This is a genomic window from Micromonospora coerulea (genome assembly GCF_016598485.1).
Taxonomy (GTDB): domain Bacteria; phylum Actinomycetota; class Actinomycetes; order Mycobacteriales; family Micromonosporaceae; genus Micromonospora; species Micromonospora coerulea.
Genome location: NZ_JAEMUW010000001.1, coordinates 160,837 through 174,132 on the forward strand (window position 1 = coordinate 160,837; position 13,296 = coordinate 174,132).

14 protein-coding genes are annotated in these 13,296 nt (G+C 75.4%); 11 read left to right on the top strand and 3 right to left on the bottom strand.

The features are described 5' to 3' along the window. Window positions 1-181 precede the first annotated feature (181 nt). Window positions 182-2,095 carry a glutamine--fructose-6-phosphate transaminase (isomerizing) gene (glmS, locus tag I8N68_RS00830; protein ID WP_200206342.1) on the top strand — a complete coding sequence of 638 codons (1,914 nt, stop codon included), beginning with the start codon at window positions 182-184 and terminating at the stop codon, window positions 2,093-2,095. A gap of 84 nt (window positions 2,096-2,179) precedes the next feature. On the opposite strand, the gene I8N68_RS00835 is transcribed toward glmS, so the two are convergent. Continuing rightward, window positions 2,180-3,880 (bottom strand): alpha/beta hydrolase, encoded by a 1,701-nt coding sequence (locus I8N68_RS00835; protein WP_200206344.1) that lies wholly within the window; start codon window positions 3,878-3,880, stop codon window positions 2,180-2,182. Continuing rightward, entirely contained in the window at window positions 3,877-4,173 is a 297-nt protein-coding gene (locus tag I8N68_RS00840) for a hypothetical protein (protein ID WP_200206346.1), read from the bottom strand. Before I8N68_RS00840 ends, I8N68_RS00835 begins: the two co-directional genes overlap by 4 nt. 237 nt (window positions 4,174-4,410) lie before the next feature. Here I8N68_RS00840 and I8N68_RS00845 point away from each other — a divergent pair, with 237 nt between their 5' ends. From I8N68_RS00845 to ung, 6 genes are all read left to right on the top strand, one after another. Beyond that, window positions 4,411-4,779, top strand: a complete 369-nt coding sequence (locus I8N68_RS00845) for a holo-ACP synthase (RefSeq protein WP_200206348.1) — start codon at window positions 4,411-4,413, stop codon at window positions 4,777-4,779. A gap of 46 nt (window positions 4,780-4,825) precedes the next feature. After that, on the top strand, window positions 4,826-6,295 hold the full coding sequence (locus tag I8N68_RS00850; protein ID WP_200206350.1) for an NAD(P)H-hydrate dehydratase: 1,470 nt from the start codon (window positions 4,826-4,828) through the stop codon (window positions 6,293-6,295). Window positions 6,296-6,375: 80 nt separating this feature from the next. Continuing rightward, window positions 6,376-7,494, top strand: a complete 1,119-nt coding sequence (gene alr, locus I8N68_RS00855) for an alanine racemase (RefSeq protein WP_200206352.1) — start codon at window positions 6,376-6,378, stop codon at window positions 7,492-7,494. After that, window positions 7,491-8,588 carry an alpha/beta fold hydrolase gene (locus I8N68_RS00860; RefSeq protein ID WP_200206354.1) on the top strand — a complete coding sequence of 366 codons (1,098 nt, stop codon included), beginning with the start codon at window positions 7,491-7,493 and terminating at the stop codon, window positions 8,586-8,588. Before alr ends, I8N68_RS00860 begins: the two co-directional genes overlap by 4 nt. Next, window positions 8,585-9,067, top strand: coding sequence for a tRNA (adenosine(37)-N6)-threonylcarbamoyltransferase complex ATPase subunit type 1 TsaE (gene tsaE / locus I8N68_RS00865; protein WP_200206363.1), 483 nt, complete (start codon window positions 8,585-8,587; stop codon window positions 9,065-9,067). The genes I8N68_RS00860 and tsaE overlap by 4 nt, the downstream gene beginning before the upstream one ends. A 54-nt stretch (window positions 9,068-9,121) precedes the next feature. Further along, entirely contained in the window at window positions 9,122-9,823 is a 702-nt protein-coding gene (gene ung, locus I8N68_RS00870; RefSeq protein WP_200206365.1) for a uracil-DNA glycosylase, read from the top strand. Here the strand turns inward: ung and I8N68_RS00875 are convergent. Continuing rightward, entirely contained in the window at window positions 9,812-10,507 is a 696-nt protein-coding gene (locus tag I8N68_RS00875) for a helix-turn-helix domain-containing protein (RefSeq protein ID WP_200206367.1), read from the bottom strand. The two genes, ung and I8N68_RS00875, sit on opposite strands and share 12 nt — an antisense overlap. A 220-nt stretch (window positions 10,508-10,727) precedes the next feature. On the opposite strand from I8N68_RS00875, the gene tsaB reads away from it, so the two are divergent. From tsaB to I8N68_RS00895, 4 genes are all read left to right on the top strand, one after another. Then, the gene (gene tsaB / locus I8N68_RS00880) at window positions 10,728-11,405 is read left to right on the top strand and encodes a tRNA (adenosine(37)-N6)-threonylcarbamoyltransferase complex dimerization subunit type 1 TsaB (RefSeq protein ID WP_200206375.1); all 678 of its coding nucleotides are present in this window, start codon (window positions 10,728-10,730) and stop codon (window positions 11,403-11,405) included. A gap of 114 nt (window positions 11,406-11,519) precedes the next feature. Then, on the top strand, window positions 11,520-11,972 hold the full coding sequence (gene rimI, locus I8N68_RS00885; RefSeq protein ID WP_307812446.1) for a ribosomal protein S18-alanine N-acetyltransferase: 453 nt from the start codon (window positions 11,520-11,522) through the stop codon (window positions 11,970-11,972). 5 nt (window positions 11,973-11,977) lie between these two features. Next, window positions 11,978-13,024, top strand: a complete 1,047-nt coding sequence (tsaD, locus tag I8N68_RS00890) for a tRNA (adenosine(37)-N6)-threonylcarbamoyltransferase complex transferase subunit TsaD (protein WP_200206384.1) — start codon at window positions 11,978-11,980, stop codon at window positions 13,022-13,024. A gap of 13 nt (window positions 13,025-13,037) precedes the next feature. Further along, the gene (locus I8N68_RS00895) at window positions 13,038-13,292 is read left to right on the top strand and encodes a hypothetical protein (protein WP_200206387.1); all 255 of its coding nucleotides are present in this window, start codon (window positions 13,038-13,040) and stop codon (window positions 13,290-13,292) included. The last annotated feature ends 4 nt before the right edge of the window (window positions 13,293-13,296 follow it).

The following is a 13,296-nucleotide window of genomic DNA, read 5'->3' on the forward strand; positions in this document are numbered from 1 at the left end:
GGTCGTCGCCCCGGCGTGGAAGCCTGAATCTACGTGGCCCGCCGCACCCGCCGGTGACCTGGACGGGGCCGGGTGGTATGTCCGATCCTTCGGTGGTGTTCACCTGAACGCTCAAATTCAGTGATCGATTACCGCACTTCCGAGCACGCGCGATGAGCGAAACTGGGTTAGGCTCGGGGCCATGTGTGGAATCGTGGGTTACGCCGGCGCGCGCCCGGCGCTCGGCATCGTGCTCGACGGTCTGCGGCGGCTGGAGTACCGCGGCTACGACTCGGCCGGCGTCGCCATCGTCTGCGACGACGAGCTGCTGACCGAGAAGAAGGCCGGCAAGCTGGCCAACCTGGAGAAGGTCCTCTCCGAGCGGGCCGCCAGCAACCCGGCCGACTGCGCCGCCAGCCCGATCGGCATCGGTGACGGCACCACCGGCATCGGCCACACCCGCTGGGCCACCCACGGCGGTCCGACCGACCGCAACGCCCACCCGCACCTGGCCCCCGACGGCCGGGTCGCCGTGATCCACAACGGCATCATCGAGAACTTCGCCAAGCTCCGCACCGAGCTGGAGGCCGACGGCGTCGAGTTCACCAGCGACACGGACACCGAGTGCGCCGCGCACCTGCTCTCCGCCGCGCTGGCCGACCTGCGCGCGGCCGGTGAGGTGGACAGCCCGCAGCTGCTCGCCTCCGCCATGCGGGTGGTCTGCCAGCGGCTGGAGGGCGCCTTCACCCTGCTCGCCGTCGACGCCGGCATCCCCGGCGCGGTGGTCGGCGCCCGGCGCAACTCGCCGCTGGTGGTCGGTCGCGGCGACGGCGAGAACTTCCTGGCCAGCGACGTGGCGGCGTTCATCGAGCACACCCGGGACGCGGTCGAGCTGGGCCAGGACCAGATCGTCCTGATCACCACGGACAGCATCGAGATCACCGACTTCGCCGGGCAGCCCGCCACCGGCAAGGACTTCCACATCGACTGGGACGCCTCGGCCGCCGAGAAGGGCGGCTACGACTGGTTCATGCTCAAGGAGATCGAGGAGCAGCCGCAGGCGATCGCCGACACGCTGCTCGGCCGGCTCACCGAGACCGGCGAGATCGCCCTCGACGAGGTCCGCCTCAGCGAGCAGGACCTGCGCGACGTCGACAAGATCTTCATCGTCGCCTGCGGCACCGCGTACCACTCCGGTCTGGTCGCCAAGTACGCCATCGAGCACTGGACCCGGATCCCCTGCGAGGTGGAGCTGGCCAGCGAGTTCCGGTACCGCGACCCGGTCCTCGACCGGTCCACGCTGATCGTGGTGATCTCGCAGTCCGGCGAGACCATGGACACCCTGATGGCGCTGCGGCACGCCAAGGAGCAGAAGGCCCGGGTGCTGGCCATCTGCAACACCAACGGCTCCACGATCCCGCGCGAGTCCGACGCCGTGCTCTACACCCACGGTGGCCCGGAGATCGCCGTCGCCTCCACCAAGGCGTTCCTGACCCAGCTCGTCGCCTGCTACCTGATCGGCCTGCACCTGGCCCAGGTCCGCGGAATCAAGTTCGCCGACGAGGTCGGCGCGGTGGTGGCCCAGCTCCAGGAGATGCCGGGCAAGCTGCGCGAGCTGCTCGACCGGATCGAGCCGGTCCGCGAGCTGGCCCGCGAGCTGAAGTCCGAGCCGACCGTGCTCTTCATCGGCCGGCACGTCGGCTACCCGGTGGCACTGGAGGGCGCGCTGAAGCTCAAGGAGCTGGCGTACATGCACGCCGAGGGCTTCGCCGCCGGTGAGCTGAAGCACGGCCCGATCGCGCTGATCGACCAGGGCACCCCGGTGATCTGCGTGGTCCCGTCGCCGGTCGGCCGGGGCATGCTGCACGACAAGGTCGTCTCCAACATCCAGGAGGTCCGCGCCCGGGGCGCCCGGACCATCGTGATCGCGGAGGAGGGCGACGAGGCGGTGGTCCGCTACGCCGACCACCTGATCTACGTGCCGCGGACGCCGACGCTGCTGGCCCCGCTGGTGACCACCGTGCCGCTCCAGGTGCTCGCCGCCGAGATCGCCGCGGCCCGCGGGCACGACGTCGACCAGCCGCGCAACCTGGCCAAGTCGGTCACCGTCGAGTAACCGACCGGGCCCGCCCGGCATCCGGAGCCCCCTGCGCCGCCCACGGCCAGGGGGTTCCGCCGTCTTCCGACCTGCCGCCCCTGATCACCGGCCGAGCACGATCCGGGCCATCCCGTCGAGCGCCGGGTTGCCGGGCTCCCAGTAGCCGGTGTGGCCGTACCGGCCGCTGGGGAAGCGCCGGCCGCCGAAACCCGGATCGCTCGGGTCATGCCCGAACCACAACTCGTGGTCGCCCGAATGGAGCAGCGCCGCCGCTGCGCCGAGCGGCGTGGCGCCGAGCACCGCCCGGCGGGCCAGCTCGTCGGGGGGCCGGGCCAGCCGGATCACGTCGTCCGGCGCGGTGCTCGCCCACACCTGGCCGGCCGGCATCCGCAGCTCGGCGGCGTGCGCCACCCCCACCCCGGGCGAGCCCACGAAGACCAGCGCGTCGGCAGCCAACCCGTGATCGCGGGCGGCCGTGCCCACCACCACCGACCCGTAGCTGTGCCCGAGCACGGTGTGCCGGGCCGGCGGCCCCTCGTGCGAGGCGCGCAGCCCCTCGGAGAACCGGTGCAGCGCCGGCCCCGCGTCCCGGGCCTGCCCGCCCCGCGCCGCCTCGGGCAGGAAGTCCGGGGCGTCGTAGTCGAGCCAGAGCACCGCCGCCGTCTGCTCGGTAGGGGCGAGCGCCGCGCAGCGGTCCAGCACCCGGGCCGCGCGGCCCAGCTCGCCCGGCGCGTCGGCCAGGTCGGCGGTCATCCCCGGCACGTACGTCAGCACCGCGCCCGCCCGGTCCGGATTGCCCAGCGCCACGATCGCCCGCCCGTCGCCGGCCGGGTCGAGCCCGAGCAGGTACGCCCGGGGCGGCGCCGACCTTGCCAACCGCTCGGCGAGCCCGTCCAGCCCGCGGCGGGCCGCCGCCACCCGGGCCAGCGCGGCCAGCTCCAGCGGACCCCGTGGCACCCGAGCCAGCAGCGCCCGCTCGCGGGCCAGCAGGGCCGCCTGCCGGCCGGCCAGCAGCAGCCGGTTGGCCTGGTCCCGCGCCGACACCGGCACCCCGTCGAGGCGACCGACCAGGGCCGGCTCGTGGATCACCAGCCAGCGGCGCTCGGCCGGCGTCAACCCCGCCCACCAGCGCCCCACCTCGGCCGGACCGGCACCGCCCGACGGCCGCCAGGCGGGCGGGACGCGCACCCAGCCCGCCCGGGCCGCCGCCGACAATTCGGCCAGCCGGCCGGCCGCCTCCCGGTCCGCCGCCCCGGCCAGCGCCAACGCCTCGCGCACCGCCGCCGCCACCTGGGCCACCGTCGGCCCGACCCGGTCGGCGGGACGCGGCACGGCCGGGTCGGCCCGCACCCGGCCCGACCGGTCGACCAGCAGCCGGCCCTGGTCGGCGCGGGCCACGGCGGCGGCCAGCCGGGCCTTCGCCGCGCCGAGCCGGGCGGCGAACTCGGCGAGCACCTGGTCGACCTCGATCAGCGCGGGCAGCACCTCGGTCAGCTCGCCGCGCAGCGCCGTGACCCGCGCCCGCGCTGCGTCGCCGGCCGCGCCGGACCAGGCGGGGCGGAGGGTGGCCACCCGGGCGTCCAGGGCGTCGGCCCGCCGCCGCACCGGGCCGGCCAGCCCGCGCCAGGCCGCCCCGGCACCGGCCCAGGCGGCCGGGTCCGCGGACCAGAGCTGGGCGTACCCGACCGGCTCCGGCGCACCGGGCCCGCCCACCGACGGTGCGGGCCCGCCCACCGACGGCGCGGCGGGTAGCGCCGGCGAGGCGGCGTGCCGGGCCGCCGGACGCCCGGGACGGTGGCTCATCGGGGCACCCCGGCCAGGCGGCGGGCGGCCCGGTCGTCGACCGCCTCGTAGCCCGCCGCGGCGAGTCCGACCGCGTCGGCGGTGGCCGCCACCCGGGCCGCCAGCGCCCCGCACCAGCGGTGCACCGCCGACTCCAGCTCGGCCAGCGTCACGCCGGTCCGCCAGCCGTCGGCCGTCGGCAGCAGCCCCGGCGCCCCGGCCACCCCGTGCGCCAGCGCGTACCCGTCGTCGCCCAGTGCCCGGGCGACCGCGCGGAGCAGCGCGGGCTGGACGGTGAACGGCTCCTCGGTCATCGGTGGACCCCCGGGCTCGGCCGCCGTCGGCGCGGGACGTCGGCGGCGGATCGACGGCCGACCCGGGCGGCGGGCCCGGGTCGGCGGACTACGGGGGCGACGCTAGGTGGCCCGGCGGCGGGTACGTCGGCCCTGTGGACGACGGGCGGTGGCCGTACCCCCGGGTTGTGCACAGGCGTTGCCCACCGCGGAGCCGGTGGCTAATCTGCGACCCCGGCCGCCGGTAGGGTGTGTGCCGTGATCGTGGCTGTCGGCATCGACGTCGTGCTGGTGGACCGGTTCGCCCGGGCCCTCGCGCGGACGCCGCTGCTCGCCGACCGGCTCTTCACCGAGGCCGAGCGCTACACCCGCTCGGGCAACCCGCGCTCGCCGGAGTCGATGGCCGCCCGCTTCGCGGCCAAGGAGGCGGTGGCCAAGGCGCTCGGCGCCCCCGCCGGGCTGAGCTGGCACGACTGCGAGATCGTGCCCGACCCGGACGGCCGGCCGTGGCTGACCGTCTCCGGCACGGTGGCCGCCGCCGCGGCCGAGCGCGGGATCAACCGCTGGCATCTGTCGTTGTCGCACGACGGCGGCATCGCGTCGGCGATGGTGGTGGCGGAACGGTGAGCTGACCGGCGGGCCGGCCGGCCCGCCGTCGAGGGGACGGGGTGGCATGGAACCGGTGTGGCGGGTCGGGGACGTACGCGCGGCGGAGGCGGGCCTGATGGCCACCCTCCCGCCCGGGACGCTGATGCAGCGGGCCGCCGCCGGGCTGGCCCGCCGCTGCGCGCTGCTCCTCGAAGACCGGGGCGGGGTCTACGCCGCCCAGGTGCTGCTGCTGGTCGGCGCCGGTGACAACGGCGGCGACACCCTGTACGCGGGCGCGCGCCTGGCCCGGCGCGGGGCGGCCGTCTCGGCCCTGCTGCTCACCCCCGGCCGGGCGCACGCCGAAGGGCTGGCCGCGCTCCGGGCCGCCGGTGGGCGCCTGGTCGACCGGCCGCCGGCGGTGGTCGACCTGGTGCTCGACGGCATCGTCGGGATCGGTGGCACCGGTGGGCTGCGAGAGACCGCCGACCAGTTGGCGGCGAGCCTGGTCCGGCACTGCGGGCGGGACGGCGACCGGGCCACCGTGGTGGCGGTGGACGTGCCGAGCGGCGTCGCCGTGGACACCGGGCACGTCCCGCTGACCGCGTCCGGCCGGCCGAGCGCGGTGCGGGCCGACGTGACGGTGGCCTTCGGCGCGCTGAAGCCCGCGCTGGTGGTCGGGCCGGCCGCCGAGCTGGCCGGGCACGTCGAGCTGGTCGACATCGGGCTGCGCCCCTGGCTGCGCGGGTCGCCGGCGCTGCGGGTCACCGAATGGTCGGACGTCGTCGAGTGGTGGCCGCGGCTCGGCGCGTCCTCGGAGAAGTACGCCCGGGGCGTGGTGGGGGTGGCGACCGGCTCGGCGACGTATCCGGGGGCGGCGGTGCTCTCGGTCGGCGGGGCGCTGGCCGGGCCGACCGGCATGGTGCGCTACGCCGGCGGGGCCCGGGCCGAGGTGCTGCACCAGCACCCGTCGGTGATCGCCACCGGCCGGGTCGCGGACGCCGGCCGGGTGCAGGCCTGGATCTGTGGCTCCGGGCTGGGCACCGGCGACGACTCCGCCGCCGAGCTGCGCGCGGTGCTGTCGGCGCCGGTGCCGGTGGTGCTCGACGCGGACGCGCTCACCCTGCTGGTGGACGGCAAGCTCGCCGACCGGCTGCGCGACCGGGACGCCCCGATCGTGGTCACCCCGCACGACCGGGAGTACGCCCGGCTCTGCGGCGAGACCCCGGGCGCGGACCGGGTGTCGGCCGCCCTGCGGCTGGCCGCCTGGATGAACGCGGTGGTGCTGCTCAAGGGGGATCGCACGATCATCGGTACGCCGGACGGCCGGGCGTACGTGAATCCGACCGGCACCCCCGTGCTGGCCACCGGCGGCACCGGCGACGTGCTGGCCGGGCTGCTCGGCTCGCTGCTCGCGGCGGGGCTGCCGGCGGACCGGGCGGCCGCCGCGGCGGCGTACCTGCACGGGCTGGCCGGCCGGGAGGCGGCCCGGAGCGGGCCGGTGACCGCGCCGGACGTGGCCACCGCGCTGCGCCCGGTGCTGGCCCGGCTGCCCTGACCGGCGGGCCGGGCCGCGTCCGGCGGTCCGACCGTGCGGCTGCGACCCGGCGTGATCACCGGCGGAAGTAGGCTGGGGACATGTGGCAGTCGGAGGTACGCGTCGACCTGGACGCGATCCGGGAGAACGTGACCCGGCTGAAATCGGGCACCAGCGCCGAGCTGATGGCGGTGGTGAAGGCCGACGGGTACGGCCACGGCATGGTCCCGTCCGCTCGGGCCGCGCTCGACGCGGGTGCCGACTGGCTCGGCGTCTGCACCCTGGACGAGGCGCTGAGCCTGCGCCGGGAGGGCATCAGCGCACCGGTGCTGGCCTGGCTGCTCAGCCCGGGGCTGCCGCTGCACGACGGGGTCGCCGTCGGGGTGGACCTCGGTTGCGCGAGCCTGCCGCAGCTCGACGAGATGATCGAGGCGAGCCGGCGGGCCGAACGCCCGGCCCGGGTGCACCTGAAGATCGACACCGGGCTGTCCCGGGGCGGGGCCACCGTCGCCGACTGGCCCACCCTGCTGGAGGCCGCGGCGAAGGCACAGGCCGACGGCCTGGTCGAGGTGGTCGGGGTGTGGAGCCACTTCGTGTACGCCGACTCGCCCGGCCACCCCACCACCGACCGGCAGTTGGCCGTCTTCCACGAGGGGCTGGCCATGGTCGAGCGGGCCGGGCTGCGCCCGCGCTACCGGCACCTGGCGAACTCGGCCGCCACGCTGACCCGCCCGGACACCCACTTCGACCTGGTCCGCCCGGGGCTGGCGAGCTACGGCCTCTCCCCGGTCGCGGGTGAGCGGTACGGGTTGCGCCCGGCGATGACCGCCCGGGCCCGGGTGATGCTGACCAAGCGGGTGCCGGCCGGCACCGGCGTCTCCTACGGCCACACCTACCTGACGGAGCGGGAGGCGAACCTGGCCGTGGTGCCGCTCGGCTACGCCGACGGGGTGCCGAGGCACGCCTCCAACACCGGTCCGGTGCAGCTCGGCGGCAAGCGCCGCACCATCTCCGGCCGGGTCTGCATGGACCAGTTCGTGCTGGACTGCGGCGACGACGAGATCGCCGCGGGCGACGTGGCGACGCTCTTCGGCAGCGGCGCGGACGGCGAGCCGACCGCCGACGACTGGGCCGACGCGGTCGGCACCATCAACTACGAGATCGTGACCCGGTTCGGCGGCGTGCGGGTGCCCCGCGTCTACGACGGCGAGCGGCCGTGAGCTCGTCACCCCGGTTCCGCATTCCCCGGCCCCGGACCGCGGCCGGCAAGGTCGCCGGCGTGGTCGGCGCCGCCGTCGGCGTTGCCGCCGCCGGGCTCGCCGCGGGCGTGGTGAGCGAGCGGGTCCTGGTCCGCCGGCTCAAGTCCGACCCCACCGATCCGTACGCGCATGAGGTCTTCGAACAGCTGCGGTACGACGAGTCGTACCGGTTCGAGATGCCGGACGGCACAGACATCCACGTCGAGGTGGTCGAGCCCACCCGACCGGTCGCCGGCCATCCGACCGTGCTCCTGGTGCACGGCTTCTGCCTGGACATGGGGACCTTCCACTTCCAGCGCAAGATGCTCGCCGAGCGGGGCGACTACCGGGTCGTCGCGTACGACCAGCCGGGGCACGGGCGCTCCGGCCGGCTGGAGAGCGGCGAGTACGACCTGGCCGCGCTGGGCCGCACGCTGCGCCGGGTGATCGACGAGACCGCGCCGGAGGGGCCGCTGGTGCTGGTCGGCCACTCGATGGGCGGGATGACCATCATGGCGCTCGCCGAGCTCTACCCGGAGATGTTCGGCGACCGGGTGGTCGGCACGGTGCTGATGGCCACCTCGGGCGGCCTGCTCGCGGAGACCAAGCTGGTGGCGCCCGCGCTGATCGGCCGGGTCAGCGGGCCGGTGCTCTACATGGTGAGCAACGCCACCCGGTACGGCGGCACGGTGATCGACAAGGCGCGGAAGTCGACCACGAACGTCTCCTGGCTGCTGACCCGCAAATACGGCTTCGGCACCCCGAAGCCCAGCCCGGCCCTGGTCTCGTACGTGGAGAGGATGAACTCGCGGACCTCGGCCGACACCGTGACCCGCTACCTGCGGACCCTGGCCACCCACTCCCGGTTCCCGGCGCTGGCGGCGCTGGCCGGCACGCCGGTGCTGGTGATCGTGGGGGACAAGGACATGATCACCCCCGTGACCCACTCCGAGGAGATCGTCCGGCGCCTGCCGCACGCCCAGTTCGTCAAGATCCAGGACAGTGGGCACGTGGTGATGCTGGAGCACGCCGACGAGGTCAACGCGGCGATGGAGCGGTTCTTGGAGGGGTTGTGACCGTCGTCGTCGAGCTGAAGACGGTGGACGACACCCACGAGTTCGGCCGCCGGCTGGCCGGCGTGCTGCGCGCGGGCGACCTGGTGCTGCTCAGCGGCCCGCTGGGTGCCGGCAAGACCGCGCTGACCCAGGGCATCGGCGCCGGCCTCGGGGTACGCGGCGGCATCACCTCGCCGACCTTCGTGATCGCCCGGGTGCACCGGCCGGATCCGGCCCGGGGCGGCACGGTGGCGCTGGTGCACGCCGACGCGTACCGGCTGGGGGAGTCGGCGGACCCGCGCGCCGAGATCGACGACCTGGACCTGGACGCCTCGGTGGACGAGGCGGTGACCGTGGTCGAGTGGGGCGAGGGGATGGTCGAGCAGCTGGTCGACGCCCACCTGCGGGTGCGCCTCGACCGGCGCGACGACGACACCCGGGTGGTGACCCTGGAGCCGGTCGGCGGCGACTGGGCGCAGCGGGTCGCGACCCTCGACTGACGGCTGTCGTACCCGCTGCCTACAGTGCCCGGGACCGACTGCGAAAGGCTGCCGATGCGCGACAACGCCCCGACCCTCGACCTGCTGGCGCTCCTCCCCGACGAGTGGCGGGCGGTGCTCACCCCACATCTGGACCCGGCCCGCACCGCGGCGCTGGCCGAGTTCGTCGCCCGGGAGTACGCGACGCAGACCGTCTTCCCCCCGGTCGAGGACCTCTTCTCCGCCTACCGGCTGTGCGGGCCGGCGGGGTGCCGGGTGCTGATCCTGGGGCAGGACCCGTACCACCGGGCCGGGCAGGCGCACGGGCTGAGCTTCAGCGTGCGCGAGGGGGTGACGGTGCCGCCGTCGCTGCGCAACGTCTTCAAGGAGCTGGGCGAGGACGTGGGCGTGCCGAAGCCGCGCAGCGGCAACCTGAGCGGCTGGGCGGCGCAGGGCGTGCTGCTGCTCAACTCGGTGCTCACCGTCCGCCAGGCCACCCCCGGCTCGCACGCCAACGCCGGCTGGGAGGAGTTCACCGACGCCACGATCCGCGCCCTCGACGCCCTCGACCAGCGGGTGGTCTTCCTGCTCTGGGGTGGCTACGCCCGCAAGAAGGCGGCCCTGGTCACCAACCCCCGGCACGTGGTGCTGGAGGCTGGCCACCCCAGCCCGATGAACCCGCGTGGCTTCATCGGCAGCCGGCCGTTCAGCGCCGCGAACAAGGCCCTCGCCGACGCCGGCCTGCCCACCATCGACTGGGAGCGCTCAGCCGGCTGACCGCCGCCGGTGGCGGCGGAGGAGATCGGCGGCGCGCGGGTCGGTCAGCTCCACCTGGAGCAGCGGCACGACCCGGTAAAGACGGTCGCCGTGCCGGACCTCGATCGACTCGGGCAGCTCGTCGCAGAGCTGCGCCCGGATCTCGCCGTACCGGGTCCGCCAGCGGTGCTCGCCCGGCTCCTCCGGTTCGAGCTGCAGGCCGCCGAACTCCTCCCACCGGGCGTTCCAGCGTTGCCCGTACCCGGCCCTCAGCCAGGCGGTGAAGCGGGACGAGTCACGCCAGCGCAGGGCGATCTCCACCGCGTCCACGGGGACCGGTGCGCCTTGGAGCAGCGCGGCGGTGCTGCCGGTCAGCAGGTGGGGCAGGTCGCCGAGCCGGTCGATCAACCGGTCCAGCCCGAGCTGCTCGATCCGCTCGGGGAGCGGCCGGGCGGCCAGCTCGGCCATCCTGGTGTCGAGGTGCGCGTCCAGCGGCTCGACGGCGACGGCGAGCTGGAGGTCGAGCGCGGCGAACAGCCGCTCGACGAGGGTGAGGCTGGGTAACCGGTCGCCCCGCTCGACCCGGGCGATGGCAGCCTGGCTCGTGCCGACCTGGTCGGCCAGCGCCTGCTGGGTCAGCAGCCGACCGCCCCGCTCCCGACGGAGAGCGGCGGCGATCTGCGTGGCAAGGCGACTCTCGGGCACCTCCGGATGATGAAGCACCGCATTGAGCGATATACGTGAGAGTCATATTTATGCCTCACAGGTATATCGCTCGCGGTGGTGCCGTGCCGTCCCGGATCGACACCGGCGGTGCGGGCCGGCGTCGCGGTTGACCGGCTGGCCGGCAGAACGGACCGGTCGGGTGCGTCCCGACCCGGGGGGTGACCGGGCGGGAGCGGGGTGCCGGCTAGGCTGGTTCACCGTGCTCGTACTGGTGGTGGACTCCTCGACGCCCGCGGTGACCGCGGCGCTGGTCGAGGTCTCGGCGGACGGTGTCCTGGCCCGCGCGCAGCGGTGCACGGTCGACGCCCGGGCCCACGGCGAGCTGCTCGCGCCGCAGGTCGACGCGGTGCTGGCCGACGCCGACGCCCGCCCCGCCGACCTGGCCGCGATCGTCGCCGGGCTCGGTCCCGGGCCGTTCACCGGGCTGCGGGTCGGCCTGGTCACCGCCGCCACCATGGGCCAGGTGCTCGGCATCCCCACGTACGGCGTCTGCTCGCTGGACGGCATCGGCCACCCGGTCGCAGCCGGCGAGCCGGTCCTCGCGGCCAGTGACGCCCGCCGCCGGGAGGTCTACTGGGCGGTCTACGACGGCGCCGGCCAGCGGATCGCCGGGCCTAACGTCGACGCGCCCGCGGTCGCCGCCGAGCGCGCCCGCGCGCTGGCCGTCACCGTGGCCGTGGGCGACGGGGCACACCGGTACGCCGACGTCCTCGGCCTGCCGGTCCGGGCCGAGCCGCGCTACCCGGACGCGATGGCGCTGGCCGGGCTCGCCGCCGAGCGGATCCGGGCGGGCGCGCCCGGCGAGCGGCTCACCCCGCTCTACCTGCGCCGCCCGGACGCGGTGGCGGCCACCGGCCACAAGCCGGTCCTCCCGTGAGCGCGAGGAGTGAGCCGGGTCTGCGAGCCCCGCAGTCGCGAACCGAGGCGACACCGTGAGCGCGAGGAGTGAGCCGGGTCTGCGAGCCCCGCAGTCGCGAACCGAGGCGACACCGTGAGCGCGGTCCGGGTCGGTCGGTTCCGTTGGTGGCACATCGACCGGGTGATGCCGATCGAGGCGGACCTCTTCGGCGCCGAACAGTGGTCCCCGGCGATGTTCTGGAACGAGCTGGCCAACGGCCACCACTACCTGGTCGCCACCGACGCCGCCGGTGAGCTGCTCGGCTACGCCGGGCTGGCGGTGGCCCCGCCCGACGAGGCGTGGGTGCAGAACATCGCGGTCCGCCGGGACGCCCAGCGTCGGGGCGTCGGCCGGCTGCTGCTGGAGGCGCTGCTCGCCGAGGCGGCCCGGCGCGGCGCCCGCAGCACGCTGCTGGAGGTGGCGGCGGACAACGCGCCTGCGCAGCGGCTCTACGCGACGTACGGCTTCGAGCCGATCGGGGTGCGGCGCGGCTACTACCAACCCAGCAACGTCGACGCGCTGGTCATGCGGCGCACCGAGGACTGATGAGCATGGCTGACGAACCCCTGATCCTCGGCATCGAGACCTCCTGCGACGAGACCGGCGTGGGCATCGTGCGCGGCCACACCCTGCTCGCCGACGCGCTGGCCTCCAGCGTCGAGGAGCACGCCCGGTTCGGCGGCGTGGTGCCCGAGGTGGCCAGCCGGGCCCACCTGGAGGCGATCGTCCCCACCATGGAGCGGGCGCTGGCCGAGGCCGGCGTGACCATCGCGGACATCGACGCGATCGCGGTGACGTCCGGGCCGGGCCTGGCTGGCGCGCTGCTGGTCGGCGTGGCCGCCGCCAAGGGCTACGCCGTGGCGGCCGAGAAGCCGGTGTACGGGGTCAACCACCTCGCCGCGCACGTCGCCGTGGACACCCTGGAGCACGGGCCGCTGCCGGAGCCGTCGATCGCCCTGCTGGTCTCCGGCGGGCACTCGTCGCTGCTGCGCGTCGACGACCTGGCCCGTGGCGTCACCCCGCTCGGCTCGACCATCGACGACGCCGCCGGTGAGGCGTTCGACAAGGTCGCCCGGCTGCTCGGGTTGCCCTTCCCCGGCGGCCCGTGGATCGACCGGGAGGCCCGGGCCGGCGACGGCGGTGCCATCGCCTTCCCGCGCGGCCTGACCGCCGCCAAGGACCTGGCCGCCCACCGGTACGACTTCTCCTTCTCCGGGCTGAAGACCGCGGTGGCCCGCTGGGTGGAGGCGCGGCAGCGGGCCGGCGAACCGGTGCCGGTGGCCGACGTGGCGGCGTCCTTCCAGGAGGCGGTCTGCGACGTGCTGGTCGGCAAGGCGCTGGACGCCTGCCGGACCAACGGCATCGGGACGCTGGTGATCGGCGGGGGCGTGGCCGCCAACTCCCGACTGCGGGCGATGGCCGAGCACCGGGCGGCGAAGCACGGCATCCGGGTCCGGGTGCCCCGGCCGAACCTCTGCACGGACAACGGGGCGATGGTCGCCGCGCTCGGCTCGCACCTGGTGTCCTCGGGCGTCGCGCCCAGCCGCCTCGACCTGCCGGCCGACTCGGCGATGCCGCTGACCACGGTCAGCGTCTGACGGGGGAGGGCCGATGATCGTACGGATGTGGGAGGCGCGGGCGGAGCCCTACGGCTTCGCGGAGCTGATCACCTGGGTCTGCGACACCGCGCTGCCCGAATTCGAGCACGACCCGCTGCACCTGTCCAGCGAGGTCTTCTCCTCCACCGACCACCGGCTGGTGGTGATCTCGAAGTGGCGCAGCGGCCCGCGGGACCTGCCGGAGCCGCCGATGCGGCTGGTGGCCCGGCCGCCGCACTCCTGGGACTTCACTCAGGTGGACCGCTGACCGG